We start from the raw sequence: 22,926 nt of genomic DNA on the forward strand, positions 1-22,926 counted from the left end.
TGATCGCTATCACAGCGTCGAGTACTACGTAATAAGCTTTCCGGTCAGGTGGTTTGTCCCGCTTTGCTCAGCCATTCAGCCATTGCATCCATTACAGGGTAACGCAGATCTTCACTTTGCAGGGCAAATTCCAGTGTGGTCAAAATATAACCCAGGCGCTCCCCGACATCGTATCTGGTACCATCAAAGTTATAAGCATATACCCGTTCGCTTTGGTTCAGCTTCTGGATGGCATCGGTCAGCTGAATCTCGCCGCCTGCACCTTTTTCCTGCAGGTCGAGGTATTTGAAAATTTTCGGTGTAAAGACGTAACGGCCCATGATGGCCAGATTGGAAGGTGCTGTCCCCAGCGGCGGTTTCTCAACGAAATTGTTTACCCGGTACAGACGTCCATCCTGCAGATCCGGCTCAATAATTCCGTAACGGTTCGTGAACTCATCCGCGATCTCCTGAACCCCGATGACCGAATTTTGCGTTTCTTCATATTGGTCGATCAGCTGCTTCAGGCAAGGGGTTTGTCCGGTTACGATATCATCGCCAAGCATGACGCCGAAGGGCTCATCCCCGATAAAACGTCTGGCGCACCATACCGCATGGCCCAGACCTTTCGGTTCTTTCTGGCGGATATAGTGGATTTCTACCTTGGCAGAACGCTGAACCTCTTTCAACAATTCCAGCTTGCCGTCTTCCAGCAGGCGGGATTCCAGTTCAAACGCATTGTCGAAATGATCCTCGATTGCTCTTTTTCCTTTACCGGTAACAATGATGATGTCCTCAATACCAGAGGCAATTGCCTCCTCCACAATGTATTGAATGGTTGGTTTGTTGATGATGGGAAGCATTTCCTTAGGCATTGCTTTCGTTGCAGGAAGAAAGCGCGTCCCGAGTCCTGCTGCAGGGATAATCACCTTTTTAACCTTTTTCATCGCACTTACCTCCTAAAAGTTTTTAAAAGCATCGGCTTGTTTCACTTCATACACAGTTATTTGGCCTGATTCATGGCAATGCCGAGAATCTTGGAACCGGCTTGTTCGAGCAGTACCTTCACCTTACGCAGCGCATCCCGTTTCGACTTGCCGTGTCTGGCAACCAGAATCACACCATCCACCTGGGAAGCCAAAATGCGGGCATCACTGTACTCCACTGCCGGAGGAGAATCCAGCAGGATCAAATCATGGCTTCCGCGAAGCTCTTCCAGAAGAGCTGTCATTTTGTCACTACCCAGCAGATCGGGTGGACTGACGGAGGTCTGTCCGGCCGGGATAATGGACAGATTGGCCAGATTGCCGAGCAACGAAATCTCATCCGCTTCCTTCTGGCCGCCCAGATAAGCAGCAAGTCCATTGCTGCCGTCTACGCCGAATACAGTGTCGAGTCCTGGGTTTCTCAGGTTGCAGTCAACGACGGCTACCTTCTTGCCATCCTGCACAAAAGAAACGGCCAGATTGGACAAAATGGTGGTCTTGCCCTCCCCGCCTTCAGCGGAGGTGAAGAGCAGCACCCGGCCGCCGCTTCCTTGCAGCAGGCCTAGCTGGCGGATATAAGTACGCAGTGAGCGGAAGGATTCGGACACATGGGAAGCCGGATTGACATCAGCAATCAGACTGTTATTCAGCCGTAACATAAGCACCCTCCCCTACTCTGGCTTTGGCATCCGCTTTGCCCATATCGCGTTTACGTATGGCTGGGATTGAAGCAATCACCGGAAGACCCAGGTCGAACTCTGCTTCCCTCTCGGAACGGAGTGTACCGTTCAGGGTTTCCATCAGCAGAATAATACCAAGCGCAGCCATAAGTGAAACTACAAAGCTAATAATGATGTTCATCATAAAACCGCTGTTCACCGGCGGCGGCTGTTTGGAAGGATCGGCCGGAGTCAGAAACGTGACATTGTTCAGTTTCATCAGCGACGGCAGACTGCGGATAAATTCCTGCGAAACCGCATTTACGATCCCGGCTGCCTTGGTGTAGCTCTCATCCTGTACTGTAAGGTTGATTACCTGGCTTTTCTCGGATGACTTGATGCCGACTTTCGGGGCCAGCTCTTCTTGCGTCAGATTGAACTCGGGGTGGGCATCCACTACACTCTTCATAATAGTAGGCGACTTAATAATTTCCTTGTAGCTCTCGATGAGGTTAAGGCTGAAGTTGAGATCATTAAGGTTGTTGCTCGCGGGAACATTTGCAATGTTGTTCACAAGCAGTTGCCCAGAAGCGGAGTAGACCGGTACTACGAAGTTTTTGCTGACGTAGAAGGTGGTAGCACAGGAGATCAATACAAACAGCGTGATTAGCCATAACCTTTTCTTTATAAGGTTAATGTAATCCAAAATCGTTTTTTCCACAGTAACCCTCCTTCCGTATAAAATTCATTCTGAAAGCAATCATGAAAATTTCAGTTATCTTGCTTTTATTCTATCAATCCGTTTCAATTGCCACATGGGTCATACCATCACTTTCCTCTTCACTTTGGTGTGAGTGGTTTTACCGCCTAAGAGGGGGGGGATGGTATACTTTTGTACCATATAGACGACTCCGTTTCACCAAATTGTGAACTTTTCTCTTAAAAAGACACAAAAAAAACACGGACCTGGTGTCCGTGTTTCTTGGAAACTCCGCTCCATTTCAGCGGGTTTTGGCTTAATCGTATGACATTTCGTATTTGGTCAATCCTACAGCATTTGCGTACAACGCCGCCTGTGTGCGGTCGGCTACCTGCAGTTTGGCCAGAATCTGGCTGACATGCTTCTTCACCGTAAATTCGCTGATAAAAAGACGCGCAGCAATTTCCCGGTTGCAAGCTCCTTGCCCCAGTTCAATCAAAACTTCTTTTTCTTTTGGTGTCAGCTCATCGGTAGGACTGCTTCCACTCATACGCATTTTATCTTCCATTAATCCGGGATCATAATACTTTCTGCCCTTATGGACCAATTGAATCGCAAACAGCAACTCCTCGGGCAAAGCCTCCTTGAGCACATATCCGTCAACGAGCACTTCCTCCGCCTTCAGGAAATCCTCCCGGCTTGCGGATGAGGTCAGCAGAATAAACTTGCTGGCAATTCCGCGTGTACGCGCCGCTTTGATTACATCCAGCCCAGACTCATCGGCAAGCTTAAGATCAATCAGCACAAGGTCAGGCTGCGTCTCCTCAATGACCAGGAGCGCCTCTTGGCCATTCGTTGCCTCGCCAGCAAACTGTACATTAGGTTGCATCGAAATGACTGCTGCCAGTCCTCTTCTCACCAAAGGGTGATCATCTACAATGACGATTTTCATTGAACGACCTCCTACCTGTAGTTTATGCATTCTTTAATTCAGCCACGCCAACGGGTATCGAGATTAAAATTCTTGTGCCTGCATTTTCGCTGCTCGACAGCTGGAACTCGCCGCCAAGCGATTGGGTTAAGTATTGCATATTCTTCATACCGAGCCCGCCGGTATTATCCTCGGACTCCGTCCAAAGCAAATCGGTATCGAACCCGACCCCATCATCAGAGATGGATAACCGGATCCAGGTTGGCTTAAGCGACAGTTCAACAACCACCCGGCGGGCCGCCCCATGACGGATCGCATTGCCTGTGGCCTCGGATATAATCCGGAAAAGTGCCTTATGATAGGGATAAGGGAGACTGAAATCATCGCCCGTAATTTTAAGTTCAATCTCCACGTCATTTAGACGGGAGAGACTTTTCAAGTGCGACCTTACCATCCCCAGCCAAGTGGACCCGCCGCTTTTCTTGGAGCTAAGACTGTAAATCGTGATCCGCAGCTCTTTGGCAACCTTCGTCGCGGAATCATGAATAAGCTCAATCTGCTCTTCAAGCTGGGTGTCGGACATCTTTCTCCATGTCTGCTTCAGCGAATGTGTGGCGTACACAATGCCGAACAGACTCTGTGACACACTGTCGTGCATCTCATCCGCAATCCGGTTCTGCTCGTTCGTGATAATCAGCCTGTTCTCAATAACGCCCAGCTCATGGCGCTCAAGAATAATGGCACTCAGCTCCGACAGGAACATCAGTTGTTGAATGTACCATCTGCGCCCTTCCAGGCCTTCGGCCGACTCCAGCTTCACACCGATCATCCCCACAAAGCGGGTGCTCATCCGAACAGGCATCAGCAGGAAGTCACCGAGTCCCGGCAAGCTCTTAAATACAGGCTCCCGCTGAATTCTCCATTCATGCTCATGCTTCTCAAGCTCCGAGAACAGGAATCGTTCTTCTTCCTGCTGCCAGCCGGTCTGACGGCTTTGTGGAGCAGGCTCCCCGCTTTTCTTCGCGAACCAGAAGAGCGCTTTGTCCAGCTTGGTGAGCTTCACCACATAATCCGTAATGACTTGGCCGATATTCATGAAGTCGTGCTGGCTTGAGGTCTCCACGATATGGTACAAAGATTTGATATGCTCCATCGTTTCATTCGTCCGCGCATTGGCTTCCTCCCGCTGGCGTTTCATCCGATTAACCATCTGCATTACTATAACCGTAAGTACCAGTGCTAGAAACAGGTTCCCGTTCTCCAGTGCAGCCGCTGCAAACGATTGGTCCGAAAAATTGAGAAAAAGGTAACAAAAAGCTACCATTATGCCGATATAACTTAGGAGCAGGCTCCAGCCAAAATAATAGGATAAAGATCCTGCGGCAATAAGTACGGGATTAAGTACATAAAGCTTAAAAGAACTGTCATATCCGCCTGTAAATAACGTAAGCAGTATAATCCCCGCCATCTCCATGCCTACAACCAGCATAAGAAGCTGCGGTCTGTTCCTGAATCTGCGATAACCAAACGTAAATACTGGAGCAAACATACATAACAGAATGATTATGAGGAATTTATATATATCGGATGGTCCCATTGAATTCAGAAGATACATAAGTGATGTAAGGGACAAAGAAAAATATCTGTAAAAAGTAATCATCTTATCTTCCATTGTGGCTTTTATTTTCATCCCACCACCCTATTCTCCAGTTTTGTGGAAAATGCGAGCTTCTTTTGTGCTGCGTTAAAAGCATCATACATGAGAAGAATCACAATAACAAGTTACCTTCCTGACTGTGAGCGTTTACATTACAAATAAATCACACTTTTTCCTGTACTTTTTTCATAAAATTGACATTTCATATCCATATATTCAAAAGAATGCGTATTCAATGTTACATTAGTGTAACCACTTGAACAGAAAAAGCCTGTCCACATTGTGGCCAGGCTTTGATCACATAAATTATGTTAATTTTTCTCGAAATATCCAGTTGTAAAACTGTCATTTCATAGGGTTCGCATTTCTGATATAGTCCATAGGAACTATACAGGTTCCTATTTAGGTTCTGTTAATATTATCTAGACAATATCACAGATGAAGGAGAACTGTCAACAATATCATACATTTTACGACAGCATCTACTCCCCCGCTAGTAGAATAGTGTCAAAAGAGAAGATTTAATCACGAAAATTACAGGTATCAATTACCATAACTTCGATAAATATCCTCGAAAAGAAAAATAGATGCTTATAATGCAACAAAGCCGAAATTTTATTGGGGGCGGTTTGCGTTACAGTGTACCCGCCATAAATAGAAACATCCAGCTCTTCCCGGATATGTACCCTCAATTCGAGGAACGGGAAGTTGGTTCTCTTCTATTATAAGTGTGCACTCCAGCAGCAGCGCTGCCTGGTCCATATCAGTGGCCGTCCCGCCTTCCCCCTGTCCAGGAACTTTAGACGAAAGAGGCTTTAAGCCCATTTACCGCAGTGCCCATGGCTGGCTTACCGAAGTCACCGGCTCGCCGCTGTTCACCGCCTGCTCCAGCAGCAAAGCCAGATACTGGTCTTGGCTGCCTTCGGCCAAGCTGTAGAAGGACGGCCCACCCGCAACATGCAACCCCATGCGGACAAGGCTCTCGGCGATCGCAATCTCATCCTCGGCTAACCGGGCCGGCGCAAAGCGGTTGCGGTAGAGCCACTCCCCGTCACCCATAATCCCCTTGAGATAGAAGCCTTCCAGGTTGCCGCCATGCCCGGCCTCTATCCGCCGCAGTCTGCTGTAGAGTGGCGTATCAAACGACTCGAGCCAGGCGACCTCATCGCCTGTAATCTCCCCACGCTCTCCGCGCACCAACAGCCGGTTGCCCCGGATCCAGGAGAAATACTGGTCACCCGTGAAATCAAACACCCCAAGCTTGTCTCCAAAATCCAGGGAAGCGATCAGCTGCTCCGACCGGATCAACTCCTCGGCAAGCGGAGGGCCGTAACGCTGCGGACCTTTGACAAGCGGAGAAACGAATCTTTGCCCGCGGATAGTAACGTTCTCAAATTGGCCGCCCAGCAGCTGCCGAATCAGGCTGATGCCATGATATCCATGAGCTGCAGATACCTGCGCCTGGCTGATCGCACCGAGACGGCCCGAACGGGCCAAACGGATTTTTGCCGCATGCATCGGCTGGAACAGGTACTGCTCGGCAATCTGGATGACGGCAGCGTCCCCGACCTCATTCCACAGGCCGACTAACTGCTCCAAATCCGGTGCAGGCGGAGTCTCCGCCAGAACAGGAATGCCCGCGTGGGCAAGCCGGATAATATACTCCCTGCTTACCTCCCGTTTCAGGCTGACAACTGCAAACGAATATCCGCCTGCTGCGATAAATTCCTCGATAGCCGTATACACCCTCACCCCCCAGGTTTTGGCAAGCACTTCAGCTTTGCCTTCATCGCGTACATACATAGCGCCCACGGCAAATTGCTCCGGCAGCGCCCTGGCGATCCGCAAATAAAACTCAGCCCTCCAGCCTCCGCCTACCAGTCCAAAAGTAATCTTATCCATGTGTGAATTCATCCTTTCTGTAAAATTCCCGTTGAATTCAAAAATACAGCACGTTATAATCAGGACAAAGGACCCACTTTATCCCACCTACCTCAAACTATATGACAGGGGATATACCTATGGATTATTGGCTTCATACCTACGAGAAAGACCTGCGGCTTGTGTTTCAGGACTGCTCCCGGATCATTTCCGGATTTCCTGAACCACTGGATATGGCCGGTCACTCCTATCTTGATCATTTTAACGTATTTTGTACAGGAAGCCGCAACAATTACATCTGCTATCTGCTGCCCTTCTGGATGCAGGAGGGATGTAGCCTCACCATAGAGAATACCCGCCAAATGTCGGTGGGCAACGTCTTCCTCATGTTATATTTCTTCATTCAGGATGATTTGATGGACAGCCTGGGTCCCAACTCCTCTGACAAGCTTCCGCTGGCCAATCTGCTCTACATTGAGTTTTTGAATATTTACAGGGCTCTTTTTCCGTATCCTTCAACCTTCTGGACTTATTTCAACCGGTATATAGCAGAATGGGCTGACAGTGTCACTAACGAACGGACGTCCGACTACTTCCTGAACGACCCCATGAAGATCGCCCGCAAAGCCAGCCCCCTCAAGCTCTCAAGTACCGCTGCACTTCTGCTCTCAGGTCAGTCCTCTCTGGTTACACCCGCAGAAACCATGCTCGATCATGTCCTGCTGACACTGCAGATGCTGGATGATTACGAGGATTGGGAAGAAGATTTAAGCATTGGCAACGCTAACAATTGTCTATTGTCCCTTGTCCGCTCCAGGCTAGCGATTACCCATGAAGAGCTTACTGCAGAGAAGGTTAAAGATTTCATTTATACCGCCGATGGACTTGCGGAGTATGCCGCCCGGGCCCAAGACAATCACAACAGGCTTCCGGACTGCCGATTGATGGCTCCACGCCTGACCGCCTTTCACTCGGGAATGATCCGGAATCTCCAGCAGATTGCAGCTGAAATCACGCGAGAGAAGTTGCTTTTGCAGCATGGGGGACTCTATTACTGGCTCTCCAAAAATATGACTCAGGACCCAAAACAATAATAGAATTACCAAAAGTCCTGTGCTATACTGGTGAGGAAAATATAAACATTTAAGGAAAGGGTGATTCATTTGTCCGAAGCAATTCTTAGAAATCAAGTGATTCAGAAGGCATGGGAAGATCCAAGTTTCAAACAACGTTTGCTCTCAGATCCCAAATCAGCCCTCAAAGAAGCTCTAGGCATCAGCATTCCTGACAATGTAACCCTCAAAGCCGTTGAAGAAGGCTCCAATGAGTTCTACCTCGTTATCCCTCCCAGCCCGGCTTCCGGTGTGATGAAATCTGATGTAACCACACTCGGTTCCTGGTAATCCATCATAGACTCTAACTTCATAAGGAGCGGGAATCTGCTTCCGGAGCATCTGCCAAGGGCAGAATGGTTATGGACTCGGTTCCTGCTCCTTTTGTGCTTAAGAAACGCACTTCACCCTGCATTGCCTCAATGATCCGGAAGGTGACCATCAGCCCCAATCCCGTTCCTTTGGTTTTATTGGAGAAATAGGGTTCGCCCAGCCGGCTGAGCACCTGCGGGTCCATGCCTTCCCCATTGTCGCGGATATGAATAAATACATGATCCCCCTTGCGATACGCGGTCAGATCTATATTCCCTTCCTCCCCAAAAGCTTCGATACTGTTCTTGATCATATTAATAAATGCCTGCTTGAATTTGGACGAGCTTCCTTTCACCCATAGATTATCCGCTACGGTCAGCTCCATATTCCCCCCATTTAAATGACAGAGCGGCAGCAGAATACTCCTAATATGATTAAACTCCTCTTGAAGGTTAAGAATGGAAGTCTGCTCAAATTCCGGTTTGGCAAAGGTTAAAAAGTCAGTAATGATATTGGAGGCGCGATCCAGCTCACTAAGAGCCATCAGCATATATTTTTTGTCGCCGCCGTTTGTTTTCCCGCTCAGCAGCTGCAGGAAACCCCGCGTAACCTGAAGCGGATTGCGCACCTCATGGGCTACAGATGCGGCGAGCTCGCTGATAATCTCCATTTTTTCGGAACGCTGCAATTCATTGTTGAACAACTCCAGCTCCCTGGAGTATTTAACGACCTGCTGATGGCTCAGCGCCAGCCGCCGGCCAACAATAACGATCAGTGACATTATGAACACCACAAGTCCCCACTTCCAAAGGTACAAATCGTAATTGCCGTTACGGGCATAATACCAGAGCAGCTCACTCACTCCCGTCAGGGCCGCCGCCCCAAAACCGACAGCAAATATAATGGCATCTTTGTTCCTCCGTGCGGCATAGATGATCACGCAGGCAATCAGCAGAATAAACTGGGCAATCAGAATATACCCCACAATGGTGGTGGAGATGAAATAATAAAACTCAACAAAAGTGTTGCCCGAAAGACTGTTAATCACAAGCCAGCTCAGACAGAAGGCGGAGTAGACGACCTGAAATTTACGGAACCGGCGGATCACCGCAAATTTGCCGCTGCCGAATATTTTCTCAAACAAAAAGGTTAAGGAAGGCAGAAGCGAGAGAAGCGCCAAATCCAGAAGGATGATGCTGACCGGGCCCAGACCGCTGTAAAAAGTATAAATAAAAGGAGAGTAAGTGATGGAGAGAATTCCGGTAGAAGCAATGACGATAGCCAGACTGACGGCAATGGAGAAATATTCCCTGTTCAAATAAAACGCGCACACAAACAAAACAATGGCCACAAAAATAAAAGCACTGCCGAGAACAATATCAATCAGGCCGTGTTTCATAAATTCCTTCATCAGCACACGATGCTCACCGATCAGCACTTTATCCTTGATTCCAATCCGGTCCTGAAGTGTTTCCGTCCATATGTATAATGTTTTGCCCTGATCTTTGGTACTCAAAGGTATCAGTAGAGAATAATTATCTTTGATATACGAGCGGTCTCCTTCAAAAACAAGCCGTTCCTCCAGATACACCTTCACATGCAGCGCATAGAGTGTATCCACATAAAGAGCGGGAGAGCTATAATCCAGAGGGGGCAAGGCTATACGAGTCCAGGCAGCGGATAATCCGGGCGGCAGTTCCGGTATGCCCTTCCTTGCATCAACATCCAGCCAGCCCTGCTGAGGGTCATTAGCCGCTCCAAATTTCATTTGCCACTCCGTAATTTCCCGGGGCGTATAAGGGCCAGCTGCCGCTGATTGGATAGAGCCTGCCACCAGAAAGAGCAGAAATAGCACCACTGTTACATGAAGAATTTTCGCATTCAAACGCATGCAAGCACCCCAGTACAATTTTTCAGAAGCAAACTCTGTTATAGTTACTATTTCGCCCAGCCTTCTGTACAACCCTTCAAAGAAACGGAATTCCCCCAAAATTTCTATTTAATTCCTGCGGATGGCAGTTTCACTACCACCTCGGTTCCTTCCCCGGCCTGACTCTCAAATTCGATGCTGCCCTTCATGGCCTCAATAATACGGAAGGTAACCATCAGCCCCAGCCCCGTGCCTTTGGTCTTATTGGAGTAATAAGGTTCACCCAGCCGGGCCAGCTCACTGACCTTCATCCCCTCGCCGTTGTCCTTGATGTTAATGATAATCTGATTGCCTGACTTCCAGGCCGTTATCGTAATCATGCCCTTCTCACCCAAAGCTTCGATGCTGTTCTTAATGATATTGATAAAAGCCTGCTTGAACTTGGAGGAGCTGCCCAGCACCTCAAGGTCTGTCTGAATCTTCAGTTCTATGGCTCCTCCCTGCAGATTCGCCAGCGGAACAAGAATGCCGGCTACATGCTTCAGCTCCTCGGATACGCTCAGCACATCCACATTCTCCACACCCGGCTTGGCAAAGGTCAGGAAGTCCGTAATGATATGCGACGCCCGGTCCAGCTCCATGACGGCCATCTTCAGATATTCCTTTTCCTTGTCACCGGATCTTTCCCCGAGAATCTGCAGGAAGCCACGCGTAACCTGAAGCGGATTGCGCACCTCATGGGCTACGGAAGCGGCGAGTTCGCTGATGATCTCCATTTTCTCCGAATGCTGCAAATCGATATTGAACTTCTCCAGCTCCCTGGAATATTCCACAACCTGTTCATGGCTCTCCGAGAACCTTCTGCCCAATATGACGATCAGCGAGATCACAAACACAACGATCCCCCATTTCCACCAATACAGATGATAGGAATGGTCCGACGTATAATACAGAACCAGTTCTACAGTCCCAAGAACCGCAAACACGGAGAACCCGGTAAAGAAAATAACGGCATCTGTATTGCCGCGATAGGCATAAACCAAGCTCATGCAGAGTAAAAAAATAAATTGCAGAATCATCAGAATCCCCAGCATATCGGTCGTTATGAACCTGTAGACATCCTCAATACTGTAGGACAACATCCGGTTCAGGCCGAAAAGACCCAGACAAAGCAGCGAATAACCGACTTGGAATCTGCGGAACCAGCTGATGCTGTTCTTGAATCCGGGGCCAAAAACCTTCTCAAAATAAAATGTAAACACCGGTAGCAGCGTGAATAAAGCCAGGTCGAAAAACAGCTCGGCCTCCTTGCCGGCACCGCTTGTAATCAGCGGCAGAAAGGGTGAATACGCAACTACCAGCACCCCAAACGACAGAATCACAAGCACCAGCAGAAACCCGCCGGTAAACAGCTCTCTTTTGAGAAAAAGAGAACAGACCAGCAGCACGGTTGCCATAAAAATCAGCGCTGCCCCAAGGATAAGGTCCATCAAATCCTGTTTCACATAAGAAGCCAGCAGCTTGTCATAGCTGCCCAAGTGAATCCCCCCCTCTATACCCGGCCCGTTTCCGCCTCCGCTGCTCCATAGATACAGCTTCGCTCCAGCCGGGCTTGCGGGCAAGGGGATCAGCACCCGGGTACCGGCAGCATTGCCCTCTCCTTGTGAATCATAAATCAGATCATTGTGTATGTATGCCTTAATGTGGTTTCCGGAAATTTTGTCAATCAGCACAGCTGACTGCTCCGGAAGCTCAGGCAGGGGGAATCGGATCCAAACCGCACTGTCACCTTCGGCAGCCTGTGGAATATCGCCGTGCGCCTTGACCTTGACCCACTCCGTAACGGCAGCGGCTGTGATAGCATCAGGCACCTCTGCCTGTTCCCATTTCAGCTCCCAGACTGGCACGTCGGTTCCGGGATGTCCGGTTTGCTCCATGGCAAACCCGATCGGTATGATTACAGCCAGCATGAGCAGAACCAGAATAGCGGATGCTGTCTTGTGGAATGGCAACTTCATCTTGACACCTCAGTGAGTCTTTTGTGTATTTTATGGCTTCGTATGATTCTTTTCGACAACGTTCGATCTATACCTCCTATTTTTGCATAAACTCAGGAAATAAGCGATGGTTAAGAACAGATGGTTAAAGAAGGCGCGCAAGGAATATATTAAAGACAGGCAAACCTGTCTTCCCCCCCGAAGATTCGCTCCTGCCCAAGCGGGTAAAGAAGTATTATACAACACTGCTTGGCAAAAAAGGAGGTTTACGATGAGCAGCAGCAAGAATTCAGAGACTCCCAAAGCTGAACCTGCCGAGGACCTGGTGACAGAGCGGGATATAGATGAAAAGTTCGGTCTGTTCCAAGAGGGAACTTACCCGGGAGCTCTGCCGGACAACGATCAGGAACAAGCCGTGAATGAAGCGGTCCGTACCCATCTTAGAGCCAATCAATCCAAGTAGAGGGAGCTGAAGCATCATGGCTAATGAATTCAACAAAACAGAGGCCGATTTTGTATATGAACGTTATTCCAAAATGGGCGATACCGCGCCTGAGCGGGATATTCCGAATGAGATAGTCGATAATGGCTCCGATCCCGTATTGACCGGCGATGAATATTTGGCCGCCGACATCGGGCTGGATACCCCGGAGCCGTCCTTGGGCCGCAGGGCGGACCGTGCCGGTGGAGTTTTGGCCTCTCCAGCGCCGAAGCGGGATGAACTGCTCGAATCCGATGCCATGTTTGCCGCCGGAGCTTCCGGTCTGACCGGAGGCGTGATCGATTATGCCGATGATGAAGAGGACATCGAAAGGGTGGAGGAGACTGCGCTGGAGGATGTCCCCGATGCGGACGAGATCGAAATGAATACAGCCGTCGATCCGGTCTCTCCGCCCATTGATGTCATGCCGGGCACGGATATTCTGAACGGTTCACACGGCGAAGAATAACGCTGACAGGCACGTCAAAGGAACACAGCCGCAGGGGTTTGCCCCGGGCTGTGTTCCTTTGTGTTCTGGCATAACGCTCTATTCCGGCAACGCGGCCCGTTCCTTGAGCATGGCCTCATGTGTCGCTGTGATCTGCTTATCCAGCTTCCGGGTCTTCACCAGCAGGGCCGCGCCCAGCAGGAGCAATCCATTGACGACAAATACCCAGCGGATCGGCAGGAAGGCGCCCAGCAATCCGCCAACAATGGGACCGGCCATGGTCGCCAGCTGGGAGGCCGCCTGGTTCAGGCCAAAAGCCCGGCCGCGGAAGCCCGGTTCGATCACCTGCACAATCATGGCATTGACTGAGGGAAGCACCCCGGCATAGAACAAGCCGTAAGCAAATCGCAATAGCGCAAATTCTACATATCCCGTCACAAAAAACTGCAGAATGTTGCCGATCCCCCCACCGATCAAACCGATGAACAGGATGGTTCCAAAACCTTTGCGCGTGCCTATCCTCCCCCATTGCGGGGCCATGATTACAGTGGCAATCCCTACGGCCGAGAATACAATTCCTGAGCTGAGTGAAGCGCTGGTCTTGGATATCCCCATGTCCAGCAAATAAATCGGAATCAGCGGCTCCAGGATCATGACCGAAAAGGTACTGATACCGGCTAGTGTAAGCAATGTAATAAAAGCGCGGTTGCTTCTCGCTTCCCGGATATCATCCGCCACATGGGACCTGGGGGCAGAGCGGTTGAAGTTATGCTCTTTAGCAAAAAAGGTGGCAATCAGCGCCGATACCAGCACGATGACAGACGAGAACAGAAAAGCGGCACGATTGCTGGTATAATAGCTCACCACGCCACCGATCAGCGGGCCAATGATACTGCCGGTCGCTCCCGCTGTAGACATGATGCTAAGCGCATACCCCGTCTTGTCCTCGGGTGTATTCGTCGCCACCATGGCGATGGCAGCCGGGACAAATCCGGCCAGCAGGCCCTGCAGCACACGGACCAGCAGAAAAACATAGGGATCATGGACAAAATAATTAATTAGGTATAAGGCGGCCAGGCTGAAGCCCGAACGGATCAGCATCGGCTTGCGCCCGTACTTGTCGGCGAGCGAACCCCAGAATGGAGAAATAAGAGCGCTGGCCAGAAAAGTGATCCCAAAGCTGATACCGGACCAGATTTCCAAATGATTCGTTACACCCAGTTCGTCGGATAAAAAGATAGAGAGGAACGGAATCGAGATCGAATACGCTGTACTGCAAAAGAAAACACCTACCCAAAGCACGATCAAGTTCCGCTTCCAGGAAAAGTACATAAGCACACACCCTTTCAGCTGGTTCTTGGAAGCATCCTATTATTGTAAACCTCTTTGGAGTATGTGCCAATCCCAAAAGCACTTCTTCCCTTTGCATCAGGCAGGACAAAGAGGTTATGATTAGGGATGTGTATATTCCATCCACATGAAAAGGAGAGACTAAAAACGTGAAACGTACCAGAAAACAACCCGTCATTCTGATGGCGATGCTGTGCTTGCTGCTCGTCCTCTTGGCAGGCTGCGGCAATAAACCGGCAGCAAACGGCAACACGGGCAACACCAGCAGCGGAGCAGGCAATACTGCGAATACTGAGGCAACTCCGGCTCCCCAGGAGACACCGGCTGCTCCTTCCGAAGGAGTTCCGTCCGATACGGCCAGCCACCCTGTCGTAACTATCGAGATGGACAACGGCACAGTGATAAAAGCCGAGCTGTATCCCGAGGTTGCACCGAACACCGTTAATAATTTCATTTCCTTAATTAACAAGGGCTTCTATGACGGCACTATATTTCATAGAGTGATTCCCGACTTCATGATTCAAGGCGGTGATCCCGAAGGCACCGGTACTGGCGGTCCGGGTTACAGCATCGCCGGAGAGTTCTCCGGCAACGGATTCGTGAACAATCTGCTGCATACCGAAGGTGTTCTTTCTATGGCGAGATCCCAAGCGCCTGACTCTGCAGGTTCCCAATTCTTCATTATGGATGCAGCTTACCCGAGCCTCGATGGACAATATGCTGCGTTCGGCAAGGTTACGGAAGGCCTGGAGGTTGTACAAGCCATCGTCAGCCTGCCGCGTGATGCCTCGGACCGGCCTGAACAGCCGCCTGTCATGAAAAAGGTAACTGTTGATACCCTTGGTGTGACCTACCCTGAACCGCAAAAGGTTCAGTAAATTATTCCTGTATACAAAAAACTCGGCACACTCACCTCTAAAGGGAGCCTGCCGAGTTTTTGTCTTTATTCCCAATATTGATCGGGCCGGTATTCAATCTCTGACTGCACCCACAGCTTTAGACATTGGCCGGCTTCCTCATATTCAACCGGATTGTCGCCAACATAATACCAATGTTTGATGATGGGCCCATCCTGAGGCTCCTCGAAGCGAAAGACGTTCAGCTCCGACTTCAGCTCAACCACCGCCGCACCTTTATCAACGGTTACACCGCAAAGGGTAATGAGCGTAAGTTCGCCTTGCGGGTTAAAGGTGTAGCTGACTCCTTCTGTGCTGCTAACGAGAATACGGCCTGTTACCGAGTGCTTAACCAATACCCTTTCCTGCTGCTGCGCCATGATTTGTCCCTCCTCAAGCTATGCCTAACATAGCTGACTTCATAAACATTTGCTTATGGTAAATCCACCAGCATCACCAGTGTTTCTTCGGATGCAGCCAGATGAAGCTCATGGATCTCTTCAATCCGCGCAGAGTCTCCCGGACTCAGCACAGCTTCGCCGCCTGCCTCAAGCTGCCCCTCAATGAGATAGATAAAGATCCGTCTTCCTGCCTCCTGCTGAAAGACCAGCTCCTGGCCTGCGTTCAGCCGGCCGAGATAAATGGTCATGTCCTGGGCAATATCCACGATCTCTGCGGAAGCTTCAGGAGCCACGACCGGCAACAGTCTGCCTGCCAGCTTCGCAGGATCAAAACGTCCCGTTGCATAAGACGGCTGCGTCCCCCGCGTGCGCGGCATGAACCACAGCTGAAGAATCCGCACCGGCTCGTCTTCAGACGGGTTATGCTCCGTATGAATGACCCCGGTGCCCGCTGACATGCGCTGGATGCCTCCGAAGGAAGTCTCCACCACATTGCCGAGGTTATCCTCATGCCGCAGACGTCCCGTCAGCACAATGGAGAGAATCTCCATGTCACTGTGCGGATGAGCCCCAAACCCTTTTCCAGGTGAAATGATGTCGTCATTGCAGACCCGCATCGGTCCAAATGCCGTATTGTCAGGGTCATAGTAATCCCCGAACGAGAAGACATGGCTGCCCTGCAGCCAGCCGTGATCAAAGCGATGTGCTGCAGCCGCCGGATATACTTGAATCATTGACATCCCTCCTGGTGGTGGATTATGAATTTGAATAAAGCGTTGCTTTAGAATATTGTAGCAGAAAACACGGCATCATCTCAAAAAAACCAAGCAGTGCCGGCTCTTCAGAAGAGCGCAGCACTGTTGGCAAAAAAGACAAGTTGAAACTGTATTATATACCGCTCAGCTTGAAGGCCAGACTGTAGGCCTGGTTGGCATACAGTGTATATTCCGGGAGCGTATAAGCTCCCCAGCTGTCATTGCCTCCGACACCCATCTGCTGTGCATTCACCCTTACGACGGTATGTTGGGATACCGGCAGCAGGTGCGGATGTGTACATTCCTCCAGCTCATAAGGTGTGTAAGGCAAGACACTGAGCTCAACCTGCGGCAGCCCGGCGATTTGCAGCCCGGAACCTTCCTTGTTCTTGACCTCGGCTGTACGTACACCGGTCTTATTGCCGCATTCCTGCGGACGCAGGTAAGGCACCATCTGCTCGGCTACCGATCCCTTGTACGCCCCGATGGCCGCACCGCCGTTACGGTCCCAGTAGTTCTCGAAAGGTCCCTTGCCGTACCAGTTCAGCTCACTGAATTCAGGGGCCATTCCGAAGCTGACTCCCACCTCGGGCAATTCGGGCAATCCCGCTCCCGGTACCAGTGTGAACCGGACATCGATTTCTCCATCCGGCGAGATCCGGCAGTCCAGGGTCCCCTGGGAACCTGCTGCAGCAGGAAAAGCCAACTGCGAAACCACCCGCACCGCGCCTCCCGCTTCCCGCTCAGCCTCGCAAGCCAGCAGTTCCCTAGCCTGGCTTGCTTGCCGCCACACAGCGGAACGTTCGGGCAGATGATTCCCGCGGTCATTATCCGTAGCGGCCCGCCAGAATCCGGGTGCCATTGGCCACAGCAGCAGTTCTTTGCCATCCCGTTGGTAAGATGTCAAAAGTCCTGTACTCCGGTCAAAAGCCAGGGTAAATCCTTGGCCACTGACCACAAAATGCTCTTCCTTCATCTCCAGCAGGGTCGGAGGCAAGGAAGAATCCGCTTCCTCCAGCACCTTCGCAGGAACCGCGTGCAGTGGAAGGATAAATTGCTCAAAGGCAACATCGCTTCCCAGCTCCTTCACCCAGACGGGAGGATTCGCAACAGCCAGGCGCAACGTCAGAATCCACTCCTCCTCCCGTTCCCGGGTTTCCGGATAGGCGGCAGCGAGATCCACCATGGCTTGCTCTCCAGGCGCGGCAGAAAGTTCCATTCTTCCTTCACGCACACATTCCCCGTTGCGGAGCAGCTCCCAGATGAGTTCATAGGCGTTCAGATCCGTAAAGAGATAGTTATTGCGAATAGCGAACTTGCCTGCTGCCAGATCCTCTGCGGAAATCTGTACACTTTCATAGCATTTTTTGACTTCATACAGCTTCGGAGATACGGTACGGTCGGCAAAAATCAGGCCGTTGCCGCAGAAATTCCCGTCATGAATCGGCTCCCCGAAGTCGCCGCCATAAGCCATATGCGACTGTCCATCTTCATCCTGCACACGAATCGCCTGATCGACCCAGTCCCAGATAAAACCTCCTTGCAGCACAGGGTATTTAGCAAAAAGGTCCCAGTATTCCTTCAGGCCGCCGCAGGAGTTGCCCATGGCATGGCTGTATTCGCACAGAATGAACGGCTTTTTCGGCGAGTTCTTGGCGTATTCCTCCACCTTCTGTGGCGAGGTGTACATATGGCTCTCGATATCGGAGGCCGCATCCGAAGGGCGATAGTGAAATACGCCTTCGTAATGAACCAGTCTGGACGGGTCCTGCTCTTTGAAAAAATCATACATCTTCAGGAAATTATCCCCGCCGAATGATTCGTTACCCAGCGACCAAATCACAATGGAGGGATGGTTTTTGTCGCGCTGGAACATGGAGTTGGCCCGGTCAAGCACATTCGCGGTCCATTCCGGCCTGCTGCCGGGAACCGTATCTCCCAGCTCCTGCTGGCCGTATTCCCAGCTGCCATGCGTTTCAAGATTGGTCTCATCAATCACATATAATCCGTATTCATTACACAGCTCATACCATTTTGGATGATTCGGGTAGTGAGAGGTGCGTACGGCATTGATATTGTGGGTCTTCATCAGCTGAACATCACGCAGCATATCCTCCGGATGGTCATAGGACAAGGCCCGCCCGGAATCACAGGAGAATTCATGACGGTTCACGCCCTTGAATACAATGCGCTGCCCGTTAATCAGCATCAGTCCGTCCTTCAGCTCAAATCTCCGGAATCCGATCCGGCAGCCGGTCCGCTGCACAACGGCACCGGCGGCATCAAGGACTGTAAGTACAAGAGTATACAAGTGGGGCTGTTCCGCACTCCATTTCAGCGGGTTCTCCACAAAGACCTGCGCCTCTGTCTCAGCCCCTGCGCCTGTTCCGATGGCTGCCGTCAGCTTCAACGGTTCAGCCAGTACAGGCTGGCGCTCCCCGTCATACAGCTGCGCAGCTACCGTCATCGTTCCAGCATCCTGTCCAGCGCTTTCATTAACCAGCTTGGCACGGATTCGAAGCTGCGCGTGACGGTATTCGTCATCCAGATCGGTATTGACAAAATAATCACTCAAACGTGCTTCCGGCGCGGTATACAGATGAAATCCTGATCCTCCAGCCAGCTTGCATCACACCAGCGGTATACCTCGACAGCCAGCCGGTTCTCTCCCTCCCGCAAATAGGGGGTGATATCAAAATCGGCCGGCGTATACGTATCTTCACTGTATCCGACAAGTTCACCGTTGATCCACACATAAAAGGCGGATTCAACGCCTTGAAAGCTGAGGAATACCGGCTGGCCGTTCCAATTCTCGGGAACCGTAAAATTCCGAACATAAGAACCTACCGGATTGTAGCCTGTCGGAGCAAACGGCGGCTTCAGATCGGGTTCATCTTTTTTCCAGGGATAATTGACGTTTGTATATTGCGGGTAATCATAGCCCTGCAGCTGCCAGTGTGAAGGAACCGGCATATCAGCCCAGCCCAGAGCCGCATAATCATCCTGATAGAACTCCTTGATACGCTGCTCGGGATTCTTGGCCCAGGCAAATTTCCAGGTGCCGTTCAGGGACAGATAAGAGGATGAGGCTGTTAGATCACCGTCCAGCACCTGTTCCAGCGAATCATACGAAAGGGTGAATGCATGGGCATCCAGCCGGTTGATCTGAAAAATCTCGGGATTGTTGTTCCACTCGGGATAACCATTGCCCGGCGGTGTATAATGAAGCTTGGTTCGTTTCAAAGTTGATTCCTCCTAAGGTCAGGGCAAGCATTCAGAGGCTTTTTCGGATTGCCAGGCCCACTTTTGTTTTGATACGATTATATTATTAGTATAGGCTGAGATAATTCCATTTTAAATGCAAGCTTTTTATACATAAGTATCAATATTTGAAAGTAGAGGATGAACTATGGATATTTCTTTATTTCCAATGGTTACCGAGAATGAAACCCGGCTGCCCGTTTATGTAACAACCGTCGGCCATTGGGAACATCAGGAGCCGATGCGCCGTCCTGAAGGGTTCCCCGACTTCCAGTGGTTTTACGTGGCTGGAGGTGAAGGCATCCTGACGGCGGGAGACCGCGAGTTCACGGTCAAGGCGGGGCAAAGCTTTTGCCTGTATCCGGGCGTCTCCCATGCCTACCGCGCCACAAGCGAACCCTGGGAGCTGTACTGGCTATCCATTGGCGGAGAGCAAACTATGGCTCTGCTGCAATGGTCGGGAGTGTTCAGCTCCGGCGTTCATTCAGTCTCCGATCCCCTCAAGATGCAGCAGATGCTTGAGGAGATTATTGCCGCCGCCCAGAGCAGCGATACCCGGTCCGGCACGGAATGCTCTAAGCTGGCTTACAGCTTTTTACTGGATATCGGGGTTGCGGTATCGGCTTCATCGGCGGCGACAGAACCCCTGCACCGCAGGATTCAGCCGGTGATCCGCCACATCCGCGAGCATATTCACCGCCCGCTGCCCCTGCAGGAGCTGGCCGCCTGCATCAGCCTTAGCGAGCAGCAGCTGTGCACTTTGTTTCGCAAGACCATGAACATGCGCCCGATGGCGTATGTCAACCGGGAGCGGATCAACCGCAGCAAGGAGCTGATGTTTCATTCCCCAAAGCGCAGAGTCAGCGATATCGCCGGAGACGTAGGCTTCAGCAGCTCCAGCTACTTTATTGCCCACTTTAAGCGCCAGGAAGGCATTACACCCGAGCAATTTATGCGGCTGCACGGATTGCGGGATTAAGGCCGGGCGTCTGAAGCGGGAAATTAGAAGACTGAAAAAGCACACCAAAAAGCCCCGCCCGCCATCGGTTAAGGATGGCTTGGGCGGAGCTTATGAAAAATGATTCCGGTTCGCTTACAGCTTGGCGATCGTCTCGGTCAGTACCGGCACGATTTGTGATTTACGGGAAACGACACCCTTGAGAATGGCCTTGTTGTCGTCCAGCTTCACGTTATATGCTTGTTCTACCGCACCTGCCACACGGCCCAGGGCCAGTCCGACGGAATCGTTGTTAAGAATATCTGTAACTACGAACAGGAACAGATCCAGTCCTTTTTCATCGATAATAGCCGTAAGCGCAGCTTCCAGCTCGACTTGCCGGGAAAGCACATCGTTCACATCGACAGCATTTACCTGCGCGATTTCAACCTTGTACGCACCCATCGAGAATTCTTTGGCATCCAGGGAGACCAGCTGTGCAATACTCTTGTCGCTGAGATCGGCACCGGCTTTGAGCATATCCAGGCCATAGCTTTCCGCATCCACACCGGCGATTTCAGCCAGCTCACGCGCTGCCGCCACATCTTCCGCTGTGCAGGTTGGCGATTTGAAGAGCAGGGAGTCGGAAATGATCGCGGACAACATCAGACCGGCAATAGCCTTAGGAATCGCCACTCCGTTCTCTTTGTACAGCTTATTGAGGATGGTAGCTGTGCAGCCTACAGGCTCAGCACGGTAATACAGCGGGTGAGCTGTCTCAAAATTGGCGATCCGGTGATGGTCAATAACTTCAACCACACGCACTTGATCAATATCATTCGCACTTTGCTGGCGCTCATTGTGGTCGACCAGAATGACCTGTTCGGCTTCACCGGCTACATTCTCAACGTGGCGCGGAGCCTGTACGCCGAAATGGTCCAGCGCATATTGCGTTTCGCCGTTAATTTCTCCAAGGCGGACCGGCTCGGCATCCCAGCCCAGTTCTTTTTTGAGGGAAGCATAGGCAATTGCTGAACAAATAGTATCCGTATCCGGATTTTTGTGTCCAAAGATCAGTGTTTTTTTCATTTCCAATCTCCTTACTATGTTTTTTGTGAATTAAATATACCATACATTGATAGCCGCAATCCAGATTCGGAGAATTGAAAGATTTAACTACATAAGTTGAACAAAAGAATTACACAATCAGCACAAGCGTAACTACGGTGAATGTTTGGACTTCCGGCCGCTATTGTCTACACATTTCTATGATTAACTGCTTATAGCAGTTGAAATCCGCAGACAAAGGCGGACGCTACCGCTCCTACAGTTCCAAACTTCCCCTACGTTCCTCCTGCTTTTTTGGAGAGTCTTTAGTTCAATTTATACACATTAAAAAAGGTGGTCATGAATTAATGAGAGTTCCGGCAGTCAGATTATTTATTATTACAGCAGTCCTGTTTGCAGGGGTATTGGCCCTGAGTGCCTGCAGCGGACAAGATACTGAAAAAACTCCAAAAGCGCAAAACGAAGCTGCTGTTGCAGCTGTGCACACAGAGATTGCTGCACCTGCACCGGAAGAACCGGAAGCCCAAGAAATAGCAGAGGTCCCTGAAGCACTGGCAGCAACTCCAACACCTGCACCGGATTTGGCGGATTACGAAGGGGATTGGAGCGACACAGAGTTCAACCAGAATAGCGGATGCAATACGTGCGGTTTATTTCTTAACTACAACTTGGATTCAGAGCCTGTCCCCATGTTGTCCTTGATTGTATATGACGGAGATCGATTGATAGATTTCCTTGGAGAATATGAGCTTGCGGGTGATACTGGCACCTTTCTCCTTGAAGATGGTGAAATCAAAGGCACGGGAACCTTTCATTTGGGGGCAGAGACAGTGACTCTGCAGGTGGAATTGGCCTCCGGTGATGAAACGCTTGCTGAATTGTTCAGCAAAGAAAGAACCCTCGTCAGGGACCCTTATCAGGGGCTGGTACGCGAGGACCCGATAGAACTTGTTGTCCGTTATGTACAGGAACAGGGAGAAGACCCGCAGCAATTAACCTATCAGCTCGATACAGGCGCAGAGTGGAACGAGGAGATGCTGGGTGGTGAAGAGGTTGAGATCGTGGATGGAGTGGATCCGGAAGGAGTCATAGTCTCAAGCTACATCGTAAATACACTAAATGCCAGCGTGGAGGATCTCTCAGACACAGAAAAAAGGTAAAATTATTCGCGGTCAAGGTACTAGACTCCGTCCTGAAACAATAAGAGCCGTGCGGGAATCCGCACGGCTTTAACTGACTTGTTCA

21 protein-coding genes are annotated in these 22,926 nt (G+C 50.6%); 7 read left to right on the plus strand and 14 right to left on the minus strand.

Annotation, left to right across the window (positions count from 1 at the left end; all coding sequences use genetic code 11):
* Positions 1-44 precede the first annotated feature (44 nt).
* The 6 genes from galU to IEY53_RS15155 form a co-directional block, all read right to left on the minus strand.
* Positions 45-926, minus strand: coding sequence for a UTP--glucose-1-phosphate uridylyltransferase GalU (galU, locus tag IEY53_RS15130; protein ID WP_189026259.1), 882 nt, complete (start codon positions 924-926; stop codon positions 45-47).
* A 56-nt stretch (positions 927-982) separates the two neighbouring features.
* Positions 983-1,624, minus strand: coding sequence for a CpsD/CapB family tyrosine-protein kinase (locus IEY53_RS15135; RefSeq protein ID WP_189026261.1), 642 nt, complete (start codon positions 1,622-1,624; stop codon positions 983-985).
* Positions 1,608-2,345, minus strand: a complete 738-nt coding sequence (locus tag IEY53_RS15140; RefSeq protein WP_189026263.1) for a YveK family protein — start codon at positions 2,343-2,345, stop codon at positions 1,608-1,610. Before IEY53_RS15140 ends, IEY53_RS15135 begins: the two co-directional genes overlap by 17 nt.
* A 295-nt stretch (positions 2,346-2,640) precedes the next feature.
* Positions 2,641-3,276, minus strand: coding sequence for a response regulator (locus IEY53_RS15145; protein WP_189026265.1), 636 nt, complete (start codon positions 3,274-3,276; stop codon positions 2,641-2,643).
* Positions 3,277-3,298: 22 nt separating this feature from the next.
* Positions 3,299-4,744: a sensor histidine kinase gene (locus IEY53_RS15150; RefSeq protein ID WP_229696173.1), complete on the minus strand. Its 1,446-nt coding sequence runs from the start codon at positions 4,742-4,744 to the stop codon at positions 3,299-3,301.
* Between the two features lie 993 nt (positions 4,745-5,737).
* Positions 5,738-6,814, minus strand: a complete 1,077-nt coding sequence (locus tag IEY53_RS15155) for a Gfo/Idh/MocA family protein (RefSeq protein WP_189026269.1) — start codon at positions 6,812-6,814, stop codon at positions 5,738-5,740.
* 119 nt (positions 6,815-6,933) lie between these two features.
* Between IEY53_RS15155 and IEY53_RS15160 the strand changes: the two genes are divergently transcribed.
* Entirely contained in the window at positions 6,934-7,887 is a 954-nt protein-coding gene (locus IEY53_RS15160) for a class 1 isoprenoid biosynthesis enzyme (RefSeq protein WP_189026271.1), read from the plus strand.
* Between the two features lie 69 nt (positions 7,888-7,956).
* The gene (locus tag IEY53_RS15165; protein ID WP_251037411.1) at positions 7,957-8,196 is read left to right on the plus strand and encodes an NHLP leader peptide family RiPP precursor; all 240 of its coding nucleotides are present in this window, start codon (positions 7,957-7,959) and stop codon (positions 8,194-8,196) included.
* A 19-nt stretch (positions 8,197-8,215) separates the two neighbouring features.
* Here the strand turns inward: IEY53_RS15165 and IEY53_RS15170 are convergent, their stop codons facing one another.
* Both IEY53_RS15170 and IEY53_RS15175 read right to left on the minus strand, forming a co-directional pair.
* Positions 8,216-10,108 carry an ATP-binding protein gene (locus tag IEY53_RS15170; RefSeq protein WP_189026273.1) on the minus strand — a complete coding sequence of 631 codons (1,893 nt, stop codon included), beginning with the start codon at positions 10,106-10,108 and terminating at the stop codon, positions 8,216-8,218.
* 104 nt (positions 10,109-10,212) lie between these two features.
* The gene (locus IEY53_RS15175) at positions 10,213-12,105 is read right to left on the minus strand and encodes an ATP-binding protein (RefSeq protein ID WP_189026275.1); all 1,893 of its coding nucleotides are present in this window, start codon (positions 12,103-12,105) and stop codon (positions 10,213-10,215) included.
* Positions 12,106-12,355: 250 nt separating this feature from the next.
* On the opposite strand from IEY53_RS15175, the gene IEY53_RS15180 reads away from it, so the two are divergent.
* Both IEY53_RS15180 and IEY53_RS15185 read left to right on the plus strand, forming a co-directional pair.
* A complete protein-coding gene (locus IEY53_RS15180) occupies positions 12,356-12,547 on the plus strand; it encodes a hypothetical protein (protein WP_189026277.1) in 192 nt (63 codons plus the stop codon).
* Positions 12,548-12,563: 16 nt separating this feature from the next.
* Positions 12,564-13,034, plus strand: a complete 471-nt coding sequence (locus IEY53_RS15185; protein ID WP_189026279.1) for a hypothetical protein — start codon at positions 12,564-12,566, stop codon at positions 13,032-13,034.
* 78 nt (positions 13,035-13,112) lie between these two features.
* On the opposite strand, the gene IEY53_RS15190 is transcribed toward IEY53_RS15185, so the two are convergent.
* On the minus strand, positions 13,113-14,345 hold the full coding sequence (locus tag IEY53_RS15190) for an MFS transporter (RefSeq protein ID WP_189026281.1): 1,233 nt from the start codon (positions 14,343-14,345) through the stop codon (positions 13,113-13,115).
* Positions 14,346-14,512: 167 nt separating this feature from the next.
* Here IEY53_RS15190 and IEY53_RS15195 point away from each other — a divergent pair, with 167 nt between their 5' ends.
* Entirely contained in the window at positions 14,513-15,241 is a 729-nt protein-coding gene (locus IEY53_RS15195; RefSeq protein WP_373293862.1) for a peptidylprolyl isomerase, read from the plus strand.
* Positions 15,242-15,306: 65 nt separating this feature from the next.
* Here IEY53_RS15195 and IEY53_RS15200 read toward each other — a convergent pair whose 3' ends face one another.
* The 4 genes from IEY53_RS15200 to IEY53_RS35895 form a co-directional block, all read right to left on the minus strand.
* On the minus strand, positions 15,307-15,639 hold the full coding sequence (locus tag IEY53_RS15200) for a hypothetical protein (RefSeq protein ID WP_189026283.1): 333 nt from the start codon (positions 15,637-15,639) through the stop codon (positions 15,307-15,309).
* 53 nt (positions 15,640-15,692) lie between these two features.
* Complete coding sequence (locus tag IEY53_RS15205; RefSeq protein ID WP_189026285.1) at positions 15,693-16,394, minus strand: pirin family protein; 702 nt, start codon at positions 16,392-16,394, stop codon at positions 15,693-15,695.
* A gap of 154 nt (positions 16,395-16,548) precedes the next feature.
* Complete coding sequence (gene lacZ / locus IEY53_RS15210) at positions 16,549-18,990, minus strand: beta-galactosidase, LacZ type (protein WP_308424222.1); 2,442 nt, start codon at positions 18,988-18,990, stop codon at positions 16,549-16,551.
* Complete coding sequence (locus IEY53_RS35895; RefSeq protein WP_308424223.1) at positions 18,987-19,658, minus strand: sugar-binding domain-containing protein; 672 nt, start codon at positions 19,656-19,658, stop codon at positions 18,987-18,989. The genes lacZ and IEY53_RS35895 overlap by 4 nt, the downstream gene beginning before the upstream one ends.
* A 166-nt stretch (positions 19,659-19,824) precedes the next feature.
* Here IEY53_RS35895 and IEY53_RS15215 point away from each other — a divergent pair, with 166 nt between their 5' ends.
* A complete protein-coding gene (locus tag IEY53_RS15215) occupies positions 19,825-20,655 on the plus strand; it encodes an AraC family transcriptional regulator (protein WP_189026287.1) in 831 nt (276 codons plus the stop codon).
* A gap of 114 nt (positions 20,656-20,769) precedes the next feature.
* Here IEY53_RS15215 and IEY53_RS15220 read toward each other — a convergent pair whose 3' ends face one another.
* Positions 20,770-21,702: a manganese-dependent inorganic pyrophosphatase gene (locus IEY53_RS15220; protein WP_189026289.1), complete on the minus strand. Its 933-nt coding sequence runs from the start codon at positions 21,700-21,702 to the stop codon at positions 20,770-20,772.
* 326 nt (positions 21,703-22,028) lie between these two features.
* On the opposite strand from IEY53_RS15220, the gene IEY53_RS15225 reads away from it, so the two are divergent.
* Positions 22,029-22,841: a hypothetical protein gene (locus tag IEY53_RS15225; RefSeq protein WP_189026291.1), complete on the plus strand. Its 813-nt coding sequence runs from the start codon at positions 22,029-22,031 to the stop codon at positions 22,839-22,841.
* Positions 22,842-22,926: the final 85 nt, after the last annotated feature.

The sequence above is a fragment of the Paenibacillus albidus genome (assembly GCF_014644435.1).
Taxonomy (GTDB): Bacteria; Bacillota; Bacilli; order Paenibacillales; family Paenibacillaceae; genus Paenibacillus_AQ; species Paenibacillus_AQ albidus.

Bases quoted from the DNA above. Each gene is read 5' to 3' on its own strand.
- galU (WP_189026259.1), bottom strand. From the start codon at position 926: ATGAAAAAGGTTAAAAAGGTGATTATCCCTGCAGCAGGACTCGGGACG.
- IEY53_RS15135 (WP_189026261.1), bottom strand. From the start codon at position 1,624: ATGTTACGGCTGAATAACAGTCTGATTGCTGATGTCAATCCGGCTTCC.
- IEY53_RS15145 (WP_189026265.1), bottom strand. From the start codon at position 3,276: ATGAAAATCGTCATTGTAGATGATCACCCTTTGGTGAGAAGAGGACTG.
- IEY53_RS15150 (WP_229696173.1), bottom strand. From the start codon at position 4,744: ATGCTGGTTGTAGGCATGGAGATGGCGGGGATTATACTGCTTACGTTA.
- IEY53_RS15155 (WP_189026269.1), bottom strand. From the start codon at position 6,814: ATGGATAAGATTACTTTTGGACTGGTAGGCGGAGGCTGGAGGGCTGAG.
- IEY53_RS15160 (WP_189026271.1), top strand. From the start codon at position 6,934: ATGGATTATTGGCTTCATACCTACGAGAAAGACCTGCGGCTTGTGTTT.
- IEY53_RS15170 (WP_189026273.1), bottom strand. From the start codon at position 10,108: ATGCGTTTGAATGCGAAAATTCTTCATGTAACAGTGGTGCTATTTCTG.
- IEY53_RS15175 (WP_189026275.1), bottom strand. From the start codon at position 12,105: ATGAAGTTGCCATTCCACAAGACAGCATCCGCTATTCTGGTTCTGCTC.
- IEY53_RS15180 (WP_189026277.1), top strand. From the start codon at position 12,356: ATGAGCAGCAGCAAGAATTCAGAGACTCCCAAAGCTGAACCTGCCGAG.
- IEY53_RS15185 (WP_189026279.1), top strand. From the start codon at position 12,564: ATGGCTAATGAATTCAACAAAACAGAGGCCGATTTTGTATATGAACGT.
- IEY53_RS15190 (WP_189026281.1), bottom strand. From the start codon at position 14,345: ATGTACTTTTCCTGGAAGCGGAACTTGATCGTGCTTTGGGTAGGTGTT.
- IEY53_RS15200 (WP_189026283.1), bottom strand. From the start codon at position 15,639: ATGGCGCAGCAGCAGGAAAGGGTATTGGTTAAGCACTCGGTAACAGGC.
- IEY53_RS15205 (WP_189026285.1), bottom strand. From the start codon at position 16,394: ATGATTCAAGTATATCCGGCGGCTGCAGCACATCGCTTTGATCACGGC.
- IEY53_RS15215 (WP_189026287.1), top strand. From the start codon at position 19,825: ATGGATATTTCTTTATTTCCAATGGTTACCGAGAATGAAACCCGGCTG.
- IEY53_RS15220 (WP_189026289.1), bottom strand. From the start codon at position 21,702: ATGAAAAAAACACTGATCTTTGGACACAAAAATCCGGATACGGATACT.
- IEY53_RS15225 (WP_189026291.1), top strand. From the start codon at position 22,029: ATGAGAGTTCCGGCAGTCAGATTATTTATTATTACAGCAGTCCTGTTT.